Origin of the sequence: Acinetobacter sp. UBA3106 (assembly GCA_002365595.1) — a bacterium.
Classification (GTDB): Bacteria; Pseudomonadota; Gammaproteobacteria; order Pseudomonadales; family Moraxellaceae; genus Acinetobacter.
Window position 1 is genome coordinate 199,993 of record DFAM01000017.1, and the last position, 18,071, is coordinate 218,063.

General features: G+C 41.0%; 19 protein-coding genes and 2 tRNA genes. 11 read left to right on the forward strand and 10 right to left on the reverse strand.

The genetic code is table 11. The features are described from left to right. Positions 1-57: 57 nt before the first annotated feature. Positions 58-1,578, reverse strand: a complete 1,521-nt coding sequence (gene glpD, locus B4C48_RS10500) for a glycerol-3-phosphate dehydrogenase (RefSeq protein ID WP_291356221.1) — start codon at positions 1,576-1,578, stop codon at positions 58-60. Between the two features lie 303 nt (positions 1,579-1,881). Here glpD and B4C48_RS10505 point away from each other — a divergent pair, with 303 nt between their 5' ends. The 3 genes from B4C48_RS10505 to B4C48_RS10515 all read left to right on the forward strand — a co-directional run bounded on the left by B4C48_RS10505 (position 1,882) and on the right by B4C48_RS10515 (position 5,359). Then, on the forward strand, positions 1,882-3,189 hold the full coding sequence (locus B4C48_RS10505; RefSeq protein WP_291356223.1) for an MFS transporter: 1,308 nt from the start codon (positions 1,882-1,884) through the stop codon (positions 3,187-3,189). A gap of 269 nt (positions 3,190-3,458) precedes the next feature. Next, complete coding sequence (locus B4C48_RS10510; protein WP_291356225.1) at positions 3,459-4,778, forward strand: MFS transporter; 1,320 nt, start codon at positions 3,459-3,461, stop codon at positions 4,776-4,778. A 152-nt stretch (positions 4,779-4,930) separates the two neighbouring features. Beyond that, positions 4,931-5,359 (forward strand): hypothetical protein, encoded by a 429-nt coding sequence (locus tag B4C48_RS10515; protein ID WP_291356226.1) that lies wholly within the window; start codon positions 4,931-4,933, stop codon positions 5,357-5,359. Positions 5,360-5,392: 33 nt separating this feature from the next. Here the strand turns inward: B4C48_RS10515 and B4C48_RS10520 are convergent, their stop codons facing one another. After that, the gene (locus tag B4C48_RS10520) at positions 5,393-6,061 is read right to left on the reverse strand and encodes a class I SAM-dependent methyltransferase (protein WP_291356228.1); all 669 of its coding nucleotides are present in this window, start codon (positions 6,059-6,061) and stop codon (positions 5,393-5,395) included. Positions 6,062-6,239: 178 nt separating this feature from the next. Next, on the reverse strand, positions 6,240-7,088 hold the full coding sequence (gene folD / locus B4C48_RS10525) for a bifunctional methylenetetrahydrofolate dehydrogenase/methenyltetrahydrofolate cyclohydrolase FolD (RefSeq protein ID WP_291356230.1): 849 nt from the start codon (positions 7,086-7,088) through the stop codon (positions 6,240-6,242). Positions 7,089-7,241: 153 nt separating this feature from the next. Between folD and B4C48_RS10530 the strand changes: the two genes are divergently transcribed. Both B4C48_RS10530 and B4C48_RS10535 read left to right on the forward strand, forming a co-directional pair. Continuing rightward, positions 7,242-7,315, forward strand: a tRNA-Cys gene (locus B4C48_RS10530). A gap of 10 nt (positions 7,316-7,325) precedes the next feature. Further along, a tRNA-Leu gene (locus B4C48_RS10535) sits at positions 7,326-7,411 on the forward strand. A gap of 123 nt (positions 7,412-7,534) precedes the next feature. Here B4C48_RS10535 and B4C48_RS10540 read toward each other — a convergent pair. The 3 genes from B4C48_RS10540 to B4C48_RS10550 form a co-directional block, all read right to left on the reverse strand. Next, complete coding sequence (locus B4C48_RS10540) at positions 7,535-8,440, reverse strand: helix-turn-helix transcriptional regulator (protein ID WP_291356232.1); 906 nt, start codon at positions 8,438-8,440, stop codon at positions 7,535-7,537. 138 nt (positions 8,441-8,578) lie between these two features. Beyond that, complete coding sequence (locus B4C48_RS10545) at positions 8,579-8,776, reverse strand: hypothetical protein (protein ID WP_086198715.1); 198 nt, start codon at positions 8,774-8,776, stop codon at positions 8,579-8,581. A gap of 241 nt (positions 8,777-9,017) precedes the next feature. After that, positions 9,018-10,010: an NAD(P)H-quinone oxidoreductase gene (locus B4C48_RS10550; protein WP_291356235.1), complete on the reverse strand. Its 993-nt coding sequence runs from the start codon at positions 10,008-10,010 to the stop codon at positions 9,018-9,020. A 132-nt stretch (positions 10,011-10,142) separates the two neighbouring features. Between B4C48_RS10550 and B4C48_RS10555 the strand changes: the two genes are divergently transcribed. Continuing rightward, entirely contained in the window at positions 10,143-10,583 is a 441-nt protein-coding gene (locus B4C48_RS10555) for an N-acetyltransferase (RefSeq protein WP_291356237.1), read from the forward strand. A 23-nt stretch (positions 10,584-10,606) separates the two neighbouring features. Beyond that, positions 10,607-10,954 (forward strand): thioredoxin family protein, encoded by a 348-nt coding sequence (locus tag B4C48_RS10560; RefSeq protein ID WP_291356239.1) that lies wholly within the window; start codon positions 10,607-10,609, stop codon positions 10,952-10,954. A gap of 6 nt (positions 10,955-10,960) precedes the next feature. Here B4C48_RS10560 and B4C48_RS10565 read toward each other — a convergent pair whose 3' ends face one another. Both B4C48_RS10565 and B4C48_RS10570 read right to left on the reverse strand, forming a co-directional pair. Then, positions 10,961-11,224, reverse strand: coding sequence for a DUF2798 domain-containing protein (locus B4C48_RS10565; RefSeq protein ID WP_291356241.1), 264 nt, complete (start codon positions 11,222-11,224; stop codon positions 10,961-10,963). Between the two features lie 34 nt (positions 11,225-11,258). Next, complete coding sequence (locus B4C48_RS10570) at positions 11,259-11,777, reverse strand: PadR family transcriptional regulator (protein ID WP_414631506.1); 519 nt, start codon at positions 11,775-11,777, stop codon at positions 11,259-11,261. A gap of 107 nt (positions 11,778-11,884) precedes the next feature. Between B4C48_RS10570 and B4C48_RS10575 the strand changes: the two genes are divergently transcribed. Then, positions 11,885-12,097: a hypothetical protein gene (locus B4C48_RS10575; RefSeq protein ID WP_291356243.1), complete on the forward strand. Its 213-nt coding sequence runs from the start codon at positions 11,885-11,887 to the stop codon at positions 12,095-12,097. Between the two features lie 126 nt (positions 12,098-12,223). Continuing rightward, entirely contained in the window at positions 12,224-13,177 is a 954-nt protein-coding gene (locus tag B4C48_RS10580; RefSeq protein WP_291356245.1) for a hypothetical protein, read from the forward strand. 47 nt (positions 13,178-13,224) lie between these two features. On the opposite strand, the gene cysN is transcribed toward B4C48_RS10580, so the two are convergent. Together cysN and cysD are read right to left on the reverse strand one after the other, a co-directional pair. Continuing rightward, complete coding sequence (cysN, locus tag B4C48_RS10585) at positions 13,225-14,841, reverse strand: sulfate adenylyltransferase subunit CysN (RefSeq protein WP_291356247.1); 1,617 nt, start codon at positions 14,839-14,841, stop codon at positions 13,225-13,227. Positions 14,842-15,006: 165 nt separating this feature from the next. Beyond that, on the reverse strand, positions 15,007-15,915 hold the full coding sequence (cysD, locus tag B4C48_RS10590) for a sulfate adenylyltransferase subunit CysD (RefSeq protein WP_291356306.1): 909 nt from the start codon (positions 15,913-15,915) through the stop codon (positions 15,007-15,009). Between the two features lie 342 nt (positions 15,916-16,257). Between cysD and B4C48_RS10595 the strand changes: the two genes are divergently transcribed. Both B4C48_RS10595 and B4C48_RS10600 read left to right on the forward strand, forming a co-directional pair. Beyond that, entirely contained in the window at positions 16,258-16,800 is a 543-nt protein-coding gene (locus B4C48_RS10595; RefSeq protein WP_291356249.1) for a hypothetical protein, read from the forward strand. Positions 16,801-17,066: 266 nt separating this feature from the next. Further along, positions 17,067-17,894, forward strand: coding sequence for a VOC family protein (locus B4C48_RS10600; RefSeq protein ID WP_291356251.1), 828 nt, complete (start codon positions 17,067-17,069; stop codon positions 17,892-17,894). The last annotated feature ends 177 nt before the right edge of the window (positions 17,895-18,071 follow it).

Here is an 18,071-nt window from a genome sequence, read left to right on the forward strand (position 1 = left end):
ATAATCATTGGATTCAAAAAAGACCGCTCAGGCGGTCTTTTTTTATTGTTCAACCCGTTAGGCAGCCGTATCTTTTGATCTTTCAAGCAGCAATTTTAAAAGATATTGATCCAGTTGCTGTATTTCATCCGCACTAAATAGAAAACCGAGTTTAGTTCTGCGCCATAAGATATCTTCACTGGTTCTCGCCCACTCTTGATCGACCAGATAGTCTACTTCCCGAGCAAATAACCCATGACCAAAGTCTTCACCCAGTTCACTGGTTGTAGAAATGTCCTGTAAAAATTTCCACACCCTTGACCCATAAGCATGTGCCCAGCGAGAAGCCAGTGGCAAGGAAACATGATCAATGCCCTGCATCAACTGCTGCATTAACAACTCAACCGAAACCAGATTTTCTGCACCCGGCAAGAATGCATTCTCGGTCCAAGGTTTATTCATTTCAGGAAAACTTGACGCCAAATATGCCATTGCTGACTCTGCCAGTTTTCGATAGGTAGTAAGCTTGCCACCAAAGACTGAAAGTAAAGGTGCATCATTTTCCTGTGCATGCGATATGGCCAAAGTGTAATCTCGGGTAACGGCCGATGGATTATCTGATTCATCATCACATAAAGACCGCACACCTGAATAGGTGTATAAAATATCTTCCACAGTGAGCTGATGTTTAAAGTGATCATTATAAACATCCAGCAAATAATCCACTTCTTGCGAGGTGATTTTAACCTGATCCAGATTGCCCTGATATTCATGATCAGTGGTACCAATTAAGGTGTATTGCTCCAGATAAGGAATGGCAAAGACAATCCGGTGATCATCATTTTGCAGAATGAACGCTTTATCGCCCTCATAAATTCTAGGCACAATAATATGGCTGCCTTGAACCAGACGTAAACCATGTGGCGATTGCTGTTTTAAATTTTGCTCAATAAAGTGATTGACCCAGGGACCGGCGGCATTGACCAGAGCTTTTGCCTGTATCTGATCACTGCCCTGTGCATGTTCCAGATGAATGTTCCATAATCCGTTTTCACGGTAAGCAGCGGTGCACCGGGTTTGTGTAGCAATTTTGGCACCCAGCTCATGGGCCTGCATAGCATTTAGAACCACCAGACGCGAATCATCCACAGTACAATCAGAATATTCAAAACCCTGAGTGATTTCATCTTTTAAAGGACTGCTGGCTGGTTCAAAATGAATATGCCGGGAAGCGGCTAGTTTTTTTCGTTTACCGAGATGATCATAGATAAATAAACCGGTGCGTATTAGCCATGCAGGACGTAAATGTGGCTGATGCGGCATGATAAAACGTAAGGGACGAATAATATGCGGTGCTTTGGCTAACAGAATTTCCCGCTCTACTAAAGCTTCATGCACCAGACGAAATTCTTTATATTCAAGATAACGCAGACCGCCATGAATCAGCTTGCTGCTTGCAGAGGAAGTATGGCTGGCGAGATCATCCTTCTCACATAAGAAAACTGACAAACCGCGACCTGCAGCATCAACAGCAATACCGACGCCATTAATCCCACCGCCAATTACCGCTACATCATAGACCGGATGACTCACTTGCATGTCCACCTCCTCTAATCCTGTTCAAACAGTAAACTTAAATTTCCTGTTGTTCCAAGCAACTTAGCACTATTTAAACTGAAAGGACACCGGATAATTGTCATTCAGCACAATGTAGATAAAATGAATATGGGGTTTATTTCTTCATTTTCCCTTCTATGATTTGATTCTGCTCATTTTTTAAATCACTCATTTTTGAACATTTAATTTTGCACATTTTTCATACAAAACTGAAAAATCATATGCTTATGCCCCTGAAATAATTGGTTTAACATCAAAAAACAATAGCAAAATGGACTTGTGCAGATGATTGAACAAAACGTTTCCCAAGTAAATTTAGATACCAAAACCCGGGTCAAATCCATTCTAGGTGGTTCAGCAGGTAACCTGGTGGAGTGGTATGACTGGTATGTCTATGCTGCTTTCACCTTATATTTTGCCCATGCCTTTTTCCCCAAAGGCAGTCAAACCGCACAATTACTCCAGGCTGCTGCCATTTTTGCCGTCGGCTTTTTAATGCGACCGATTGGTGCCTGGATTATGGGTATTTATTCAGATAGAAAAGGACGTAAATCTGGACTGACCCTTTCTGTAACCCTGATGTGTATTGGCTCTCTGATGATTGCGGTTTCTCCCACCCATGACCAGATTGGCATATTCGCGCCTATCATTTTAGTGCTTGCCCGACTCATTCAGGGCTTAAGTGTGGGCGGTGAATACGGTGCCAGTGCCACCTATTTAAGTGAAATGGCGGAAAGGCATCGCCGCGGCTTTTTCTCCAGCTTTCAGTATGTGACCCTGATTGCAGGTCAGCTGACTGCACTTTGTGTATTGCTGATTTTGCAGTTTGTACTGACTGAAGAACAACTGCATGACTGGGGCTGGCGCATTCCCTTCTTTATTGGCGCCTGTCTGGCCATTGTGGTGTTTTATATCCGTCGTGGATTGCTTGAAACCCAATCTTTTAAAAATGCGCAAAAAGATAAAAACCAGCCCGAATCGAGTATGTTTTCCCTCTTTAAGCATTATCCCAAACAAGCCTTTACGGTTTTGTTTTTAACTGCAGGTGGTACGGTTGCTTTTTATAGCTATACCACTTATCTGCAAAAATATCTGGTGAATACCTCCGGATTTAGCAAACCTGAAGCCACGCAAATTACTACTCTGGCACTGTTCATTTTCATGTGTTTACAACCTTTAGCCGGGGCTTTGTCGGATAAAGTGGGACGCAAGCCGATCATGATTGCCTTCGGGGTATTGGGTGTCTTGTTTACCTATTTCATATTTGATCGTTTAGGTCAGACTCATGACTACTGGGCAGCATTCTGGCTCAGCTTGGCCGGCCTGGTTATTGTCACCGGTTATACCTCTATTAATGCGGTCGTCAAAGCGGAACTGTTCCCTGCGCATATTCGTGCCTTGGGTGTTGCACTCCCCTATGCCCTTGCCAATACCCTGTTTGGCGGGACAGCCGAATTCTTTGCCTTAAGCTTTAAAGAAGCCGGCCATGAATCCTGGTTCTTTATTTATGTCACGATTTTAATCTTTATCTCATTGCTGGTTTATATCTTTATGAAAGATACAAAACATCATTCCGAAATCAAGGAACATTAATTTAAAACCTGTTTAAAAAAGCCTTTCTAAAATGAAAGGCTTTTTTATTGGTCTATTCTGTTTAATAAAAATAATGATTTAAATGTACCAAACGATCAAAATCAAAACAGCACTTAGACTAAAGTCGAATGAAGAAAAAGAAGCATGAGCGTATAACGAACGCGTAGCAAATTTACTTTTATTTTCAACAACAAAATATATGTTTTTAAATTCTTCAGCTGATGAATTTAAAAGGATGTGTTTTACCAACATTCTTCTGGAAAATTGTTGTGACAGATTCATCTCCTCAGGTTGCAGCTTCGCAACTTGATAAAAAAACACGTTTTAAATCTATCCTTGGCGGCTCTGCAGGTAATTTGGTGGAATGGTATGACTGGTATGTCTATGCTGCATTCACTTTATACTTTGCTTCTCAATTCTTCCCTGAAGGTGATGACACAGTAAAACTGCTCCAAGCTGCTGCAGTATTTGCCCTGGGTTTCTTAATGCGTCCGATCGGCGCATGGATTATGGGCATTTATGCTGACCGTAAAGGACGTAAAGCAGGTCTTACCCTTTCTGTTTCCCTGATGTGTGTCGGTTCCCTTATTATTGCCTGTGCACCGACTTATGCTTCTGTAGGTATGCTTGCACCGGCTTTATTGTTATTCGCACGCTTGTTGCAGGGTTTAAGTGTCGGCGGTGAATATGGTTCTAGTGCCACCTACTTAACTGAAATGGCCGGAAAAAATCATCGCGGGTTCTTCTCAAGTTTTCAGTATGTGACTTTAATTTCAGGACAGTTACTGGCACTTTGCGTTCTGATTATTCTACAACGCACTTTAACTGAAGGTCAGCTTTCTGAATGGGGCTGGCGTATTCCTTTCGCTATTGGGGCATTGTTAGCCGTTGTGGTGTTCTGGATTCGTCGTGGTTTAGTGGAAACTCAATCCTCAAAAGAAGCTCAGGAACAGGCAAAAACAGGTGGTCCAAAATCAAGTGCCTTGGCTCTATTTACCAAATATCCGAAACAAGTCTTTACCGTGATTATGCTGACTGCGGGCGGTACTTTAGCTTTCAATACGTTCACGACTTATTTACAAAAATACCTGGTTAATACTTCAGGTTTTGAAAAGACCACAGCGACTGAAATCACCACATTGGCTATTTTTGTGTTTATGTTGCTGCAACCTGTAGTGGGTGCATTGTCCGATAAAATCGGCCGTAAACCGATCATGATTGCCTTTGGTGTACTGGGCGTATTGTTCACCATTCCAATCTTTAATGGTTTGGGTTCAACCAGCAACCCAACCACAGCATTTATGCTCTGCATGAGTGGTATGGTCATTGTAACTGGCTATACGGCCATTAATGCCGTGGTTAAAGCGGAACTGTTCCCTGCACATATTCGTGCATTGGGTGTAGCTCTTCCTTATGCGATTGCCAATACCTTGTTTGGTGGTACCGCAGAACTGGTTGCGCTTAGCTTTAAAAATGCAGGTCATGAAAACTACTTCTTCTACTACATTACCTTCATGATTGGCTTGTCTTTAATTACCTATATCTTTATGAAAGACACCAGAAAACATAGCATGATTACCGACGACTAAATACGCAATCTTAGTTGAATCATGATCTAAAAAAGCTTTCCAGATGGTCACATTTGGAAAGCTTTTTTATAGGATATATACAGTGCGAAGATCGTTAAAAAAACAGGCTTATGGCATACTGAATGGAATAATAACGCCGGGAACTTTTGAAGATGAACAAGAGATATCAATTGCTGGGTTTAGGTTTGCTTGCGCTTGGACTGACTGCCTGTCAAAGTACGCCGCGCCAATACAACGGTAATGTCGGCTATCAAATTGAAAGTCAGTCTTCAGATCGAGCAACATTGGCTTATACTTTGGCCATTCGACAAAACCAGAAAGTAGATGAACAGAAGTTACAACGTGCTTGTCAAAAAGTATTAGGCTTAAACAAACAATATCAGTTAACGATACTTAGTATTAATGAAATTGCCAATCCGGAAATACAGACACCCCACTATGGCCGTCAACTGGGTCAAAGTCGCACCAGCTTAAGTCTGAGCAACACTCCAGATTTGTATAACAGCGAAGATATGGCCACTCGCCAAGCTTTAGAAGCGCGTCCAAGTACCTTAAGCGTGGTGCGTTACACCTGCTCTTAAACCTTACTAACCTAGACAAAAATAAGACGCTATTTATAGCGTCTTATAAAAACTGACATTACGAAATTCTTTAGATTCATCCAGATCTGGCCATGTGGTCGCACTGCGTTCATCCAGTTTTTGATAGTTTGGATGACTAAAATTTTTCACCCGGCTATCTGCTACCCATACCTCTGGCGCAAATTTTAAAAATTCATCCAGAAAAAAGCGGTTGCACTGATCGTAGAGCACATCTGCGGCTAACAGTACATCCACCTGTTCTGCTTTATACAGATCATCCAGATATTCCAGTTCGACATCATTCAATTCTGCATTGGCACGACAGGCATCCAGACTGACTTGATCTATATCACAACAGATCACCCGCTTAGCGCCTGCCATTTTTGCGGCAATTGCGACCACGCCCGATCCAGCACCAAAGTCAAGTACAACCTTGTCTTTAACATGATGCGGTTCAGCTAAGAGCCACTGTGCCATCGCCAAACCAGATGCCCAACAGAAAATCCAGTATGGCGTATCGTTCCAGATACGGCGAATCACCTCATCATCCAAGCGATCGGTGGGAAATACAGGAGGAATCAGCCACAGTGAAATTGGGGTTTCAGGCAATTGCTGGGCAAGCAACTCACAACCGGGGATCACCTCATGTAAGGCTTGAATAAGATGTTCTGGCGCTTTGGGGAATTGGAAAGTACAGCTCATTGAATTTTTATTCGTTTTAGATTTCTGAAGTGAAGAAATACTTTTTTTCAAACATAAATATTAATTCACAGTGAAAATCCCCTCTCCTTCAAGGAGAGGGTTAGGGAGAGGTTAAAAAGCCCCTCATCCCAGCCTTCTCCCTGAGCCGTATACGGCGCAAGAGAAGGAGATATAGGCATTAACCTAAAGCCTTCTCAGCCGCTTCAACCGTTTGACGAATCAAAGTGGTAATGGTCATAGGGCCTACACCACCTGGAACAGGTGTATACGCAGAAGCCACTTCTTCAATACCGACCAATTGGATGTCACCAACACCGCCGCCATCACGTGGATGGAAACCAGCATCAACAACCACAGCACCTGGTTTAATCCAGTCTTTTTGAATCAGTTCAGCTTTACCTACTGCACCGACAATAATGTCTGCTTGTTTAACAAAGCTTGCAAGATCTTGTGTACGTGAATGACAGATGGTCACAGTCGCATTTGCTTCAAGCAACATTGCAGCCATTGGTTTACCCAAAATCGCAGAACGACCCACAACTACCGCATGTTTACCTGCGATTTCGATGTTGTTTTCTTTCAAAATAGTCATGATGCCTGCAGGAGTCGCAGAACCATATGCTGCTTCGCCCATTGCCATACGGCCGAAACCTAAGCAAGTTACGCCATCAACGTCTTTTGCCAGTGAAATGGCATCAAAGCATGCACGCTCATCAATTTGCGCTGGAACAGGGTGCTGAAGCAAAATACCGTGAACATCAGGATTGGCATTTAATTTTTCAATTTCAGCAAGTAACTGTTCAGTTGTGGTTTCTTTGCCTAACTCAACTTTTAATGAATCCATACCGACACGACGGCAAGCATTTCCTTTCATACGTACATAAGTTGCAGATGCGCCATCGTCACCCACCAAAATAGTCGCAAGGATTGGAGTACGACCTGATTTTGCCTTTAACGCTTCTACGCGAGTTAACAAATCAGCTTCAATTTGCTTTGCCAATGCACGACCATCTAAAACTAATGCCACGGCACTTCTCCCAAGTGTTGATATGAATCAATTTCGCACATTCTACATGAATATTTTAAATATTTTCCGTTATATGCTGCTTTTCTGCACATCTGCATAAATCTACTATTGTTTTTTTTTCAGGGCTTGATAATATACGCAGCAACAAGAGATGGCGGGGTGGCAGAGTGGTCATGCAGCGGACTGCAACTCCGTGTACGCCGGTTCGATTCCGACCTCCGCCTCCAATCTTGTAAAGCCCGAGTGGTGAAATCGGTAGACACAGGGGATTTAAAATCCCCCGCCCACAAAGCGTGCCAGTTCGAGTCTGGCCTCGGGCACCATTTTAATACTTCTTGAAATGGCGCAATAAAGAACCCAGCGTTAAGCTGGTTTTTTTATGCCTGAAATTTAGTTTAGGCAGGCAACCCTCTCAGAATGATCAAAAAAATCATCCTTACCTCAGTTCAAGCATTGCGTTGCAAATAACCTTGCAAACCTGCATCCAGCTCTTGTTGCAAATGTGCCGGCTGTAAAATTTTCAGATAGGGCACCCAATAACGCACCAATGGATGCAACTCTTTCTGATGCCGAATCTGACAGCTAATCAGCAATTCCCCTGTTTGCGATTCCTCTAAAATCATTTGTTCCGGAAAAATTCGGCGTTGCTTAAAATAAATCGCAGCATCCGGATGTACAGATAAAACCACTTCCTGTTTTTGGTGCTGAAACCAAATACCATCCTCATCTTTTAATTGTTGTAGTACAGCCTGATCATGTTCAAATTGTGCAAGCCGATGGCTACAGATAATTTTTTCAATACGCCCCAGACGGTAAACACGCAGCTCCTGCTTGCGTACAGCCGCCAGATACCAGTTACCCATGTGATGAATTAATCGATAGGGTTTTACCACCCGCATTTGATCTCTGTAAAATAAAGCAACTTGCTGTCTTTTTTGAATGCTTCCAGTGAGCAGCTTAAAATGTTCAGCATACTGCGTGTTATCTTCAAAATTGTAGCCTTTGGCAGAAAAAACCAGACTGGACCGATTATCGAACAGTTCTCTTAAAAAAGAGATATCTAAAGAGGGATAAAGATTCTGAATGCCAGACAACTGGGCAAAATTTTGAATATCCTGTAATTTAAAGCGTCCTAAATAGGAAGAATCCAGGTAAAACTTTTTGGTTTTAGTGTCATGAATAAGTGGAAGATAAGAATTTAAACGATCAAAATCACGCTCTATGGTTCGGCTACTGACCCGAAATTCAAGCGCCAATTCGTGTACGCTCAGCTGATGTCCTACATTAAGCTTCGTCAATATACGGGCCAAACGTTCTGCAAGACGCTCATGTGTTGAAGGATTACCCTTCATAAAACCCCTCTTTGTACTTTGCAGCACAACGCTTAAATCGCGTAAAATTATTCAATTATGAAAAAATTATACCGTCAATTAAAAACGTGTTTCTGGCTATTTTCTCCAACTTAAGGCTAATAGATTTGCTTGAAACGGTTATTTAACCGCACGTCTCCGACGGCTTTTTTTGCCTTTACCATTTAGGCGTTCAACATAACGTTCCAGATGCAGCATGGCTTTATAAAACTGATGCAAATTAGAAGGCAATACCTGATTGCAAATAATGGCCTTATGCAATCTTTTCAAGGCACGTAAACCATGTTCAGATGTATAAGGAGCTGAAACTATTTTCATAATAGACTTCCTTTTATTACATGACATTTAAATTAATACCAATCACTTCAGTCGGATTATTTTAAAGTTTAATCTACCTTCTGGTTCTGACAGGTTGTGTCGAACAATCGACATTTTTTACCATTTTTTAAACTTTATGACGTTTTTTCTATACATTAATTTAAATTACTTATCATTTTTTATTACATGCAAAATAAAAGCCAACATCTGTTGGCTTTTATTTTATTTGAAGCTGGAATGGTTAGATGATTTCCACCACGACTTTACCGATATGTTCACCAGTATCCATCAGCGCATGTGCATCCTGAATCTGGTCAAACTTGAAAGTTTTATAAATCATAGGCAAGCATTCACCTTTTGCCCATAGCGGCGCAACCGTTGCTTGTAAGCCTTGAGCAATTTCAGCTTTTTCCGCAGTGTTACGCGCACGCATGGTTGAACCGGTAATGGTCAAACGTTTCATCATAATTTGACCCAGTTTCACCTCTTTGGCTTTTGCCCCACCCAAGAAAGCGATATAGACCAGACGACCATCACGACGCAACAAGTTCAGGTTTTTTTCCAGATATGGCGCACCCACCATATCTAAAATCACATCGACACCGCCATTGTCGGTTTGCTCGTTAATCACTTGCTCGAAATCTTGAGTTTTATAATTAATAGCCGTGGTTAAATCAGAAATCGCTGCAACTTTTTCATCTGAACCCACAGTGGCAAAAGTTTTGATGCCGAGTGATTTACACAGCATCAAAGCAGTCGTTCCAATTCCGCTCGTTCCTCCATGCACCAGTACCGTTTCCCCTGCTTTAGCTCTACCCATCTGGAACACATTTGCCCACACGGTAAAGAAGGTTTCAGGAATAGCCGCAGCCTGTACAAAGCTCACGCCTTCATGGATATTCAAAGTCTGGCTTTCTGGCACCACGCAATATTCTGCATATCCGCCGCCATTGGTCAGACCGCAGACTTGATCACCTACTTTAAACTTAGTAACTTCACTTCCTACCGCTTCAACAATACCGGCAACTTCCAGACCCGGCACAGGCGTTACCCCTTTAGGCATTGGATACAAGCCTTGGCGCTGCAAAATGTCGGGACGGTTAATGCCAAAGGCATGCACTTTCACCAGGACTTCATCTGCTTTAGCTTCAGGTACCGCAACAGTTTCGTAAGCGAGTTTATCCACGCCGCCCGGTTCAGTGATGATGACTTGTTGCATAGTCGCTTGTGACATAGTTTCTTCCTGATCTATTCATTACTTTTTAAGATTTACCGCCCTATTTGAACATAGAAACAGCCGGGAATGAATAAGCATGGACTTATGTATAATTTCCTCACTATTTAGCAGAATGATATGAGATTGAGCATGGCAACCATTCAAAAAGCTGAAATGCAGGATATAGAGTCTATCTTAGATATCTGGCTCAATGCTTCCCTACAGGCACATGATTTTATTCCTGCTGCTTACTGGGAAAAGCAGTTGATTCCGATGCGTGATCTTTACCTGCCTTTAGCCGAAAATTATGTGATCAAGGACAATCAAACTGTCGCAGGTTTTGCATCATTATTGAAATCAGAAGCGGTGCTGGCTGCACTTTTTATTGCACCTCATCAGCAAGGCTTGGGATATGGTGCCGCCTTGATTTATTTTTTTAAGCAGCAATGTGATGAATTGCATTTAAATGTCTATACTGAAAATACCGCAGCGGTAAACTTTTATCAGCAGCAGGGCTTTAAAACCATCAGCCAAGCAATGGACAAAAACACCGGTCATGCAGAATTAAGTATGACTTGGTCCAAGCCTTAATTGGGAAAATATCAGGAAAGTTTATGTCAGTCGCCATCGAATATAATGAAAATAACTTTAGTGACTATGAATGGTTTGATGGGTTTGCAATGATTCGCTTTTATGCAGACTGGTGTGCGCCTTGCGTGCAGAACTTTCCAATCTTTGAACAATGTGCGCTGCAAATGTCAGCACGACATAACAATATTAAATTCGGCAAAGTGAATGTAGATCAATCCCCCATTCTGACTTTGCGCTATAACGTGTATGGCCTACCTTCAACCTTGATTTTTTATCGTGGACAAGTTGTGAAACGCATTGCTGGTGTGAAAAGCCTTGCTGAGCTTAACACCATCATTGAACAGGTCATTTTTGAACAAATCACTCATTAATTCAGCTTATTCCGAAGATGATTTATTCGGCAGCACCACAAATTGCATTAGAAATTTACGCACCAATGGCAGTACCACCAGAATCAGTGGAAATGCCATCAGCCATGACAAGCTCCATGCATGTAGCCACAGAGAAAAGAAGCCGTCGACAAAGCCTTTATTCAACAGCATGTTAAAACAGGAAATTGCGCCGCTCATAATGCCAGACAGGATAAGTGGCATCAGCCAAGTCAAATGTTTTGGGTGAAATTTTGGGAGATTATTTTTCATCATTTAACCTAATCTTTTTAAATCGTGAATCGAATTACATACGTGCAATTTCTACTGCTGCCTGATCAATCTTTCCGGAAATTTCACGGATTTGCTCTGGGTTCAGTTCAGTATGCTGAATCTTCAGGCGCAATGAAGTTTTCAGGTTTTCCATCGCACGTTTAATATCGACATAGTGTTCGTTGTTCTGGATTTGCTTACGCGTATTAAAGCGGTCGAGGATTTTTTTTACTGCTTCCTGATTCTCTTCAAGGTGTTGAAGACCCGTAGGTGTAATACGGTATTGCTTACGATCATCGGCACTCAGTTCAGCCTGAGTATATTGATGTTCTTCGAGATAGTTGATGGTTGGACAGATGGTGCCTGTACTCGGCTTATAGTTGCAACCGACCAGTGATGCTACGTCTTTAATGATGTCATAGCTAAATTTTGGGGATTGGGCAATGAAATGCAGTACCAACAGCTTCATTTGTCCTGCTTCAAACAGGCGTTTACGTGGTGTTAGTGTACTTTCACTGTTCTCGATAGGATTGGAATTTGGCACTACTAAGATATCTCTTAATATTAACTAAGATATATCTTAATTAAAAATTCAATAAGTATCAAATAAAATTTAAACCGTGTAATATTTAACCATAATAATTATTTTGAGTTATTTTAATGGGGAAAATCAGAGATATACTTTCAGCTGGCATGACAGCATCAGAACGAAAAGAAGTGCAGCAAGCTCTTAGACAATTGAGCGAATTACATGGAAAGCTTTCAGCCACTTATACGCTCGCAGATAATTTAGAACACATTACAGATGGACGTACCGCAGCTGCTAAATTGATTAAAAGTGAAATTGAATCACTACAGCTAGAAATTCAATAAGTTAAAGATCTTAAGAGACAACTAAATTCAGAAATTTCAGAATTATTAGATTTAAAAAATAAAGTTAGCTCTTTAAAAGAGTTACTGGAATATCAATATGATGATGGTGTTACAACCGAACAAACTTTGAAGGAGTTACTAAACCCTGAAAATCTTGCCAATTTATACAATGAAGCAGATAAGCTAAAAGATGAATTCAACAAGTATTTCTCTCCAAATGAAGACGAAGAATTAAGCCACAGCCAAAAACTGGAGAAACTATCTGCAAAAGCACGAGACTTACATACTTATCTTTTCAATAATGAAGTCACTGTAGAAGGTATAGAAACTTCACGCGAACAAGCTATAAGAAAAAAATACAAAGAAATAGATGACTTCTATGACAATATATTCGTTGACGAAACTAATGAAGCTGGTGAAAAAACTTCATCATATTCAACTATGTTTGATACGCAAAAGGCAGCACTAGATAAATTCTATTTGAAAATTTTTGGTGACAAAGAAAACCAATCTTTAGAGCAAGTCTTAACAAAAAGATTAGAAACTCTTGAATCAACTGAAAAAGAAGCTTTAAAAGTTTTAAATCAGGCGAGCAATGCTGGACTAGCTGGTGGATTCCATGAGAAAGGTAATCAAGCAAAAGATAATAAAAGGAATAATCTCTATGTATTTATAGGTTCTTTAGTTCTATTGGCGACATTCAATTTCTTTACAATTGACTTCGATAATCTTGATAAAATCACTATAACATCCATAACAGTTAGATTAATCCTTAATATTCCCCTCATCTGGATCGCTACAGTCGCCAATCTTAATCTCAATAGATATTCTAAATTAGAACAAGAGTATGGCCATAAAGAAGCTTTGGCACGTTCATTTGAGAAATATAAAGCTGAAATCAAAAACCTAAATGCTCATAGTGAAGAATCTATTTATCTACAAGCTAAGTTATTAGATATTAATTTAGAAGCATTCAGAAAAAATCCAGCTGATGGAATGGAAAGTGTAAAGTCTGACTCAATTTTAGAGAAGCTTATTCCAACTCTTGAAAGACCTAAAAAAACACTCGAAGAATCCTAAATAGAAGAACCCGCCTTTCAGCGGGTTTTTTAAATCAATTCAATCTATTAAAGACGAACCAATTCCACTATCTTCTCAGCCAATTCTTCAACAGACTCTTGCGTGAAGCTTACATCTGTGCCTTCCGCAACAGTAGTAATCACTGCAATACCTGTTTCACGAAGAAGTACAACTCGCGAAGCATCAAGATCAGCTTTTGCAATCGCTACAATACCTTGTTGAAGCAACAGGTTTTCAAGCGCTTGCGCATTTTCCAATGCTTTTGCAGATACTGTAATTGATGCAGGCTTTTGACCCAAACGTGCCGCACGGTCTTCCGCTGTTACCGGATTGCTATGAGCAGTCCATTCAACAGACTCTTCCACCATACCCGCACCAATCGTGACGTTGTTCAAACGATCAATGAAGATAAACGAACCGGTGTAACGGCTGTCCTGATAACGGTCAAATACCACTGGCGCATCAAATTCAACAGTCACATTGGCAATCGCATTCAAATCAAGCTGTTCAACCTGCATTTGCTCAAGTGTATTTACATTGGTACGGAAGTTAATGCCAGTCACTTTGGCAGGAACAGTTTGCGTACCAATTTTAATGTTATACAACTTGCCAAGCACAAGCGGTTGATCCGCCATCCATACCACGGTCGCTTTAACCGAACGTGAAATAGCAGGAACACCCTGATCTGCACGAATCAACATATTACCGCGTGATACGTCAATTTCGTCATTTAGCGTTAATGTCACCGCTTGACCTGCAAATGCATGTTCAAGGTTGCCATCAAAAGTCACGATTTCTTTAACCGTTGAAGACTTACCCGATGGTAAAGCAACAACTTTATCACCCACGTTGATTTCACCCAGCGCAATGGTACCTGCGAAACCACGGAAGTCGAGGTTCGGACGGTTGACGTATTGCACAGGGAAACGGAAATCACGTTTCGCAGTATCACGGTTAATTTCAACCGACTCAAGCGTACCCATTAGGGTTTCGCCCTTGTACCATGGCGTATTTTCAGACTTGTTCACCACGTTATCGCCATTCAATGCAGAAATAGGCGTAAAGATGATGTTGCTTGGCTTACGGTCGCCTAATTGGCTTACGAAGTTGGCATAGTCGGCCTGAATTTCATTGAAGCGTGCTTCAGAGAATTCCACCAAGTCCATTTTGTTGATCGCAACGATAATGTTCTTAATGCCAAGCAAGCTTGCAATGTAAGTATGACGACGGGTCTGGGTTTGCACGCCATAACGCGCATCAATCAGAATAATCGCAAGGTCACAGGTAGACGCACCTGTCGCCATGTTACGGGTGTACTGCTCATGTCCCGGAGTATCGGCAATGATGAACTTACGTTTTTCTGTAGAGAAATAACGATACGCCACATCAATGGTAATCCCCTGCTCACGCTCAGCTTGCAGACCATCAACAAGTAACGCCAAGTCAGGTGCATCACCCGTTGTACCCACTTTTTTAGAGTCACGGGTTACGGCTTGCAATTGATCTTCATAAATCAATTTTGAATCGTACAGCAGACGACCAATTAAAGTCGATTTACCATCATCCACGTTACCGCAAGTCAGGAAACGTAGCAGGTCTTTATTTTCATGTTGTTTTAAATACGCCAGGATATCCTGACTAATCAATTCTGATTGATGAGACATCGCTCACAGCTCCACATATTCTTTAGAAATCGGTTGTTTTGAATCTCTTTTTAATCTCCCTAAATCCCTCTTTAATAAAGAGGGACTTTATCTCCGTTCTGATTTAGGAGTTCCCCCTCTTTTTAAAGAGGTGAGCAGCATTGCTGCGCAAGGGGGGAGATTAAATTAGAAGTAACCTTCCTGCTTTTTCTTTTCCATCGAGCCTGCTTCATCATGGTCAATCATACGACCTTGACGTTCAGAACTGGTGGCCAAAAGCATTTCCTGGATAATTTCCGGCAAGGTGTTTGCAGTTGATTCAACCGCGCCCGTAAGCGGGTAACAACCTAAAGTACGGAAACGTACCGATTTCATTTGTGGAACTTCACCTTCTTTTAAAGGCATACGTTCATCATCAACCATAATCAGCGTACCGCTACGTTCAACCACAGGACGTTCTGCAGCCAAATAAAGTGGTACTAATGGAATACTTTCCAAATAGATGTATTGCCAGATATCAAGCTCAGTCCAGTTTGATAACGGGAACACACGAATACTCTCGCCTTTGTTCACTTTACCGTTGTAAAGATTCCAAAGTTCAGGACGCTGGTTTTTCGGGTCCCAACGGTGCTTGCTATCACGGAACGAATATACACGTTCTTTGGCACGTGATTTTTCTTCATCACGGCGCGCGCCACCAAAAGCAGCATCGAACTTGTATTTATCCAAAGCCTGTTTTAAGCCCTGGGTTTTCATGATGTCGGTATATTTAGAGCTACCATGATCAAATGGATTGATCCCGGCATCTTTACCTTCTTTATTTTGATGCACGATCAAATCGAAACCATGGGTTTTCGCCATGTTGTCACGGAATTTGATCATATCTTTAAACTTCCAGCCTGTATCGACATGCAATAGCGGGAATGGAAGTTTTGCAGGATAGAATGCTTTTAAAGCAAGATGCAGCATTACTGCAGAATCTTTACCAATGGAATACAACATAACCGGATTTTCAAATTCGGCAGCCACTTCACGGATAATGTGAATACTCTCAGCTTCAAGCTGTTTAAGATGAGTAAGTCTTTCCTCATTTATGGACATTGACAACACCAGCTCAGATCAACGTGTACTTATTACACTTTTAAAAATATATATATTCATTATAAAGATTTAGTTATCTCAACTATTGCTTGTTTTATTATATTGATATGCAAATTTGTCATATAAAGCTTATCTAATAATAAGTATAAGTTTTTATTAATTGTGATCTTAAATGTAGAAATCGCATTGTAGCTAGATACACTGCCTGCAACAACTCAACATTAAAATGTACAAAATATCAGCTGATTGTTAATTCGTCTAACTCATATATTTTCTTGAACCGCAAAATTGCATAGAGTAGCCCACCTCTCTCCTATCGCTGCTCTCCATTACATTATGCTGATGCTAGACCGTACTATTGAAACCGTAAAATCCCGCCTGGAAGATGCACAACTTGCCGGCTTTATCTATCAGCACAACGATCATTTACTGGTTCTGCAAGAACCTTTGAATGATGATGGTTCAGTCCTGAATAACTTTGTTCAGCATGAGCTCACTGCCGACCAGATTGGGCTGCAATTTGGTCTTAGACTTTCGGATAACGATTTTGATTTTTTGCTAGGTGTCACCCACAGTAACCAGGATCGCAGTTATGAAATTGGGGCAGGAAATCTCAAGGCCGATCAAAAAGCCTTTAACCTGCTTTATGCCTTTTATAACTATCCCAAAGCATTTTACCTGATCAGCCTGCCCCTGACCGCGAATAGCTCACAACTTGAAGAAACAATTGAAAATCAATTGTTCAATCAGCCCAAATTAGATTTCCTGAATACTGCCATTAAAACCAATCCAATGGGTCAACAAGTCAACTGGATGAAAAGCTTTATCGTGCAACAAGCGCTGGATATGAAAGTCCGTATTCAAACCTCTTTGCTTTAATCGCAATTCTTTACGCTATCTATTATGCATCGGCTTAGATCTACAAGATTAAGCCTTACAGCGAACTCAAGAGAAAATTTTTCAATTTTAGACTCACAACAGATTGAATTTAAATAATTTTTTCCAATTCAAGAAGTATAGTTTCAGCAACTGCATTTTCAATTTGGGTTGAATAAATTTTATACAATTAGCCTGCATAAACCTACTTGAGTAATGCCTGTAGCACGTTAAATTATCTGCTGATATGGCCTATATAGAGCATAATAATGACTCACTCTATCTACCCGTGCCTGTGGTTTGAAAAAAGTGCTCAAGCAGCCTTTGAATGGTATTGCTCTATTTTTCCGCATAGTCACATGATTGAAGCAAATGAGTATGCGGCAAAAGCAGACTTTGCAGGCGTGCCATTTCTAGGAATTAACGGGGGTCCTGGTTTTCACCCGAATCCGTCCATTTCCTTTATGGTGGTTTGTGAAAGCAAGCCTGAGATCGATCACCTGTGGAATCAATTGATCGAGAGTGGCTCTACTTTAATGGCATTGGGAAAATATGACTGGAGTGACTATTACGGTTGGTTACAAGACCAATATGGTTTTAGCTGGCAGCTCTATTTAGGCAAGTTATCCGATGTCAATCAACAAAAAATTATCCCTACCCTGATGTATTGCGGTGCATATCAGGGGCAATGTCAGGCTGCATTGAATTTCTATCAAAGCTTATTCAAAAGCTTTCGGACTCAAGGCATTTTGAAATATAGCGAGGGTGAATATATCGGACAAGTAAAACATGCCCAAGTGATCGCCAATCATTTTACCCTGATGGCTATGGACAGTGGCATTCCCCAGCCCTTTGAATTTAATGAAGCCGTATCGTTGATCATTGAATGTGAAGACCAGGTCGAAATTGATTATTACTGGAATAACATCACGCTAAAAGGTAGCGAGAACCAATGTAGCTGGTGTAAAGATCAGTTTGGGGTGAGCTGGCAAATTCACCCTGAAAATTTGAGTGAAATTCTGAAGCAGAATCCTCGTGCACAAGCTGCAACCTTTAAAATGAAAAAGTTAGTAATTCATGATCTGCTATACGCCTGATCACACTGCAACCGGATGACTTAAAAATAAAAAAAGCTATCAAACCATTAATATTTTTAATAATTGAATAACTAATACAAGCGAGCATAACAATGAATAATTTAAAAAATGCCTACCAAAAAAAGTTTACGCGTTGTCTTTATTGGAGCTTAAGCTGTCTACCCTTTTCTACATATG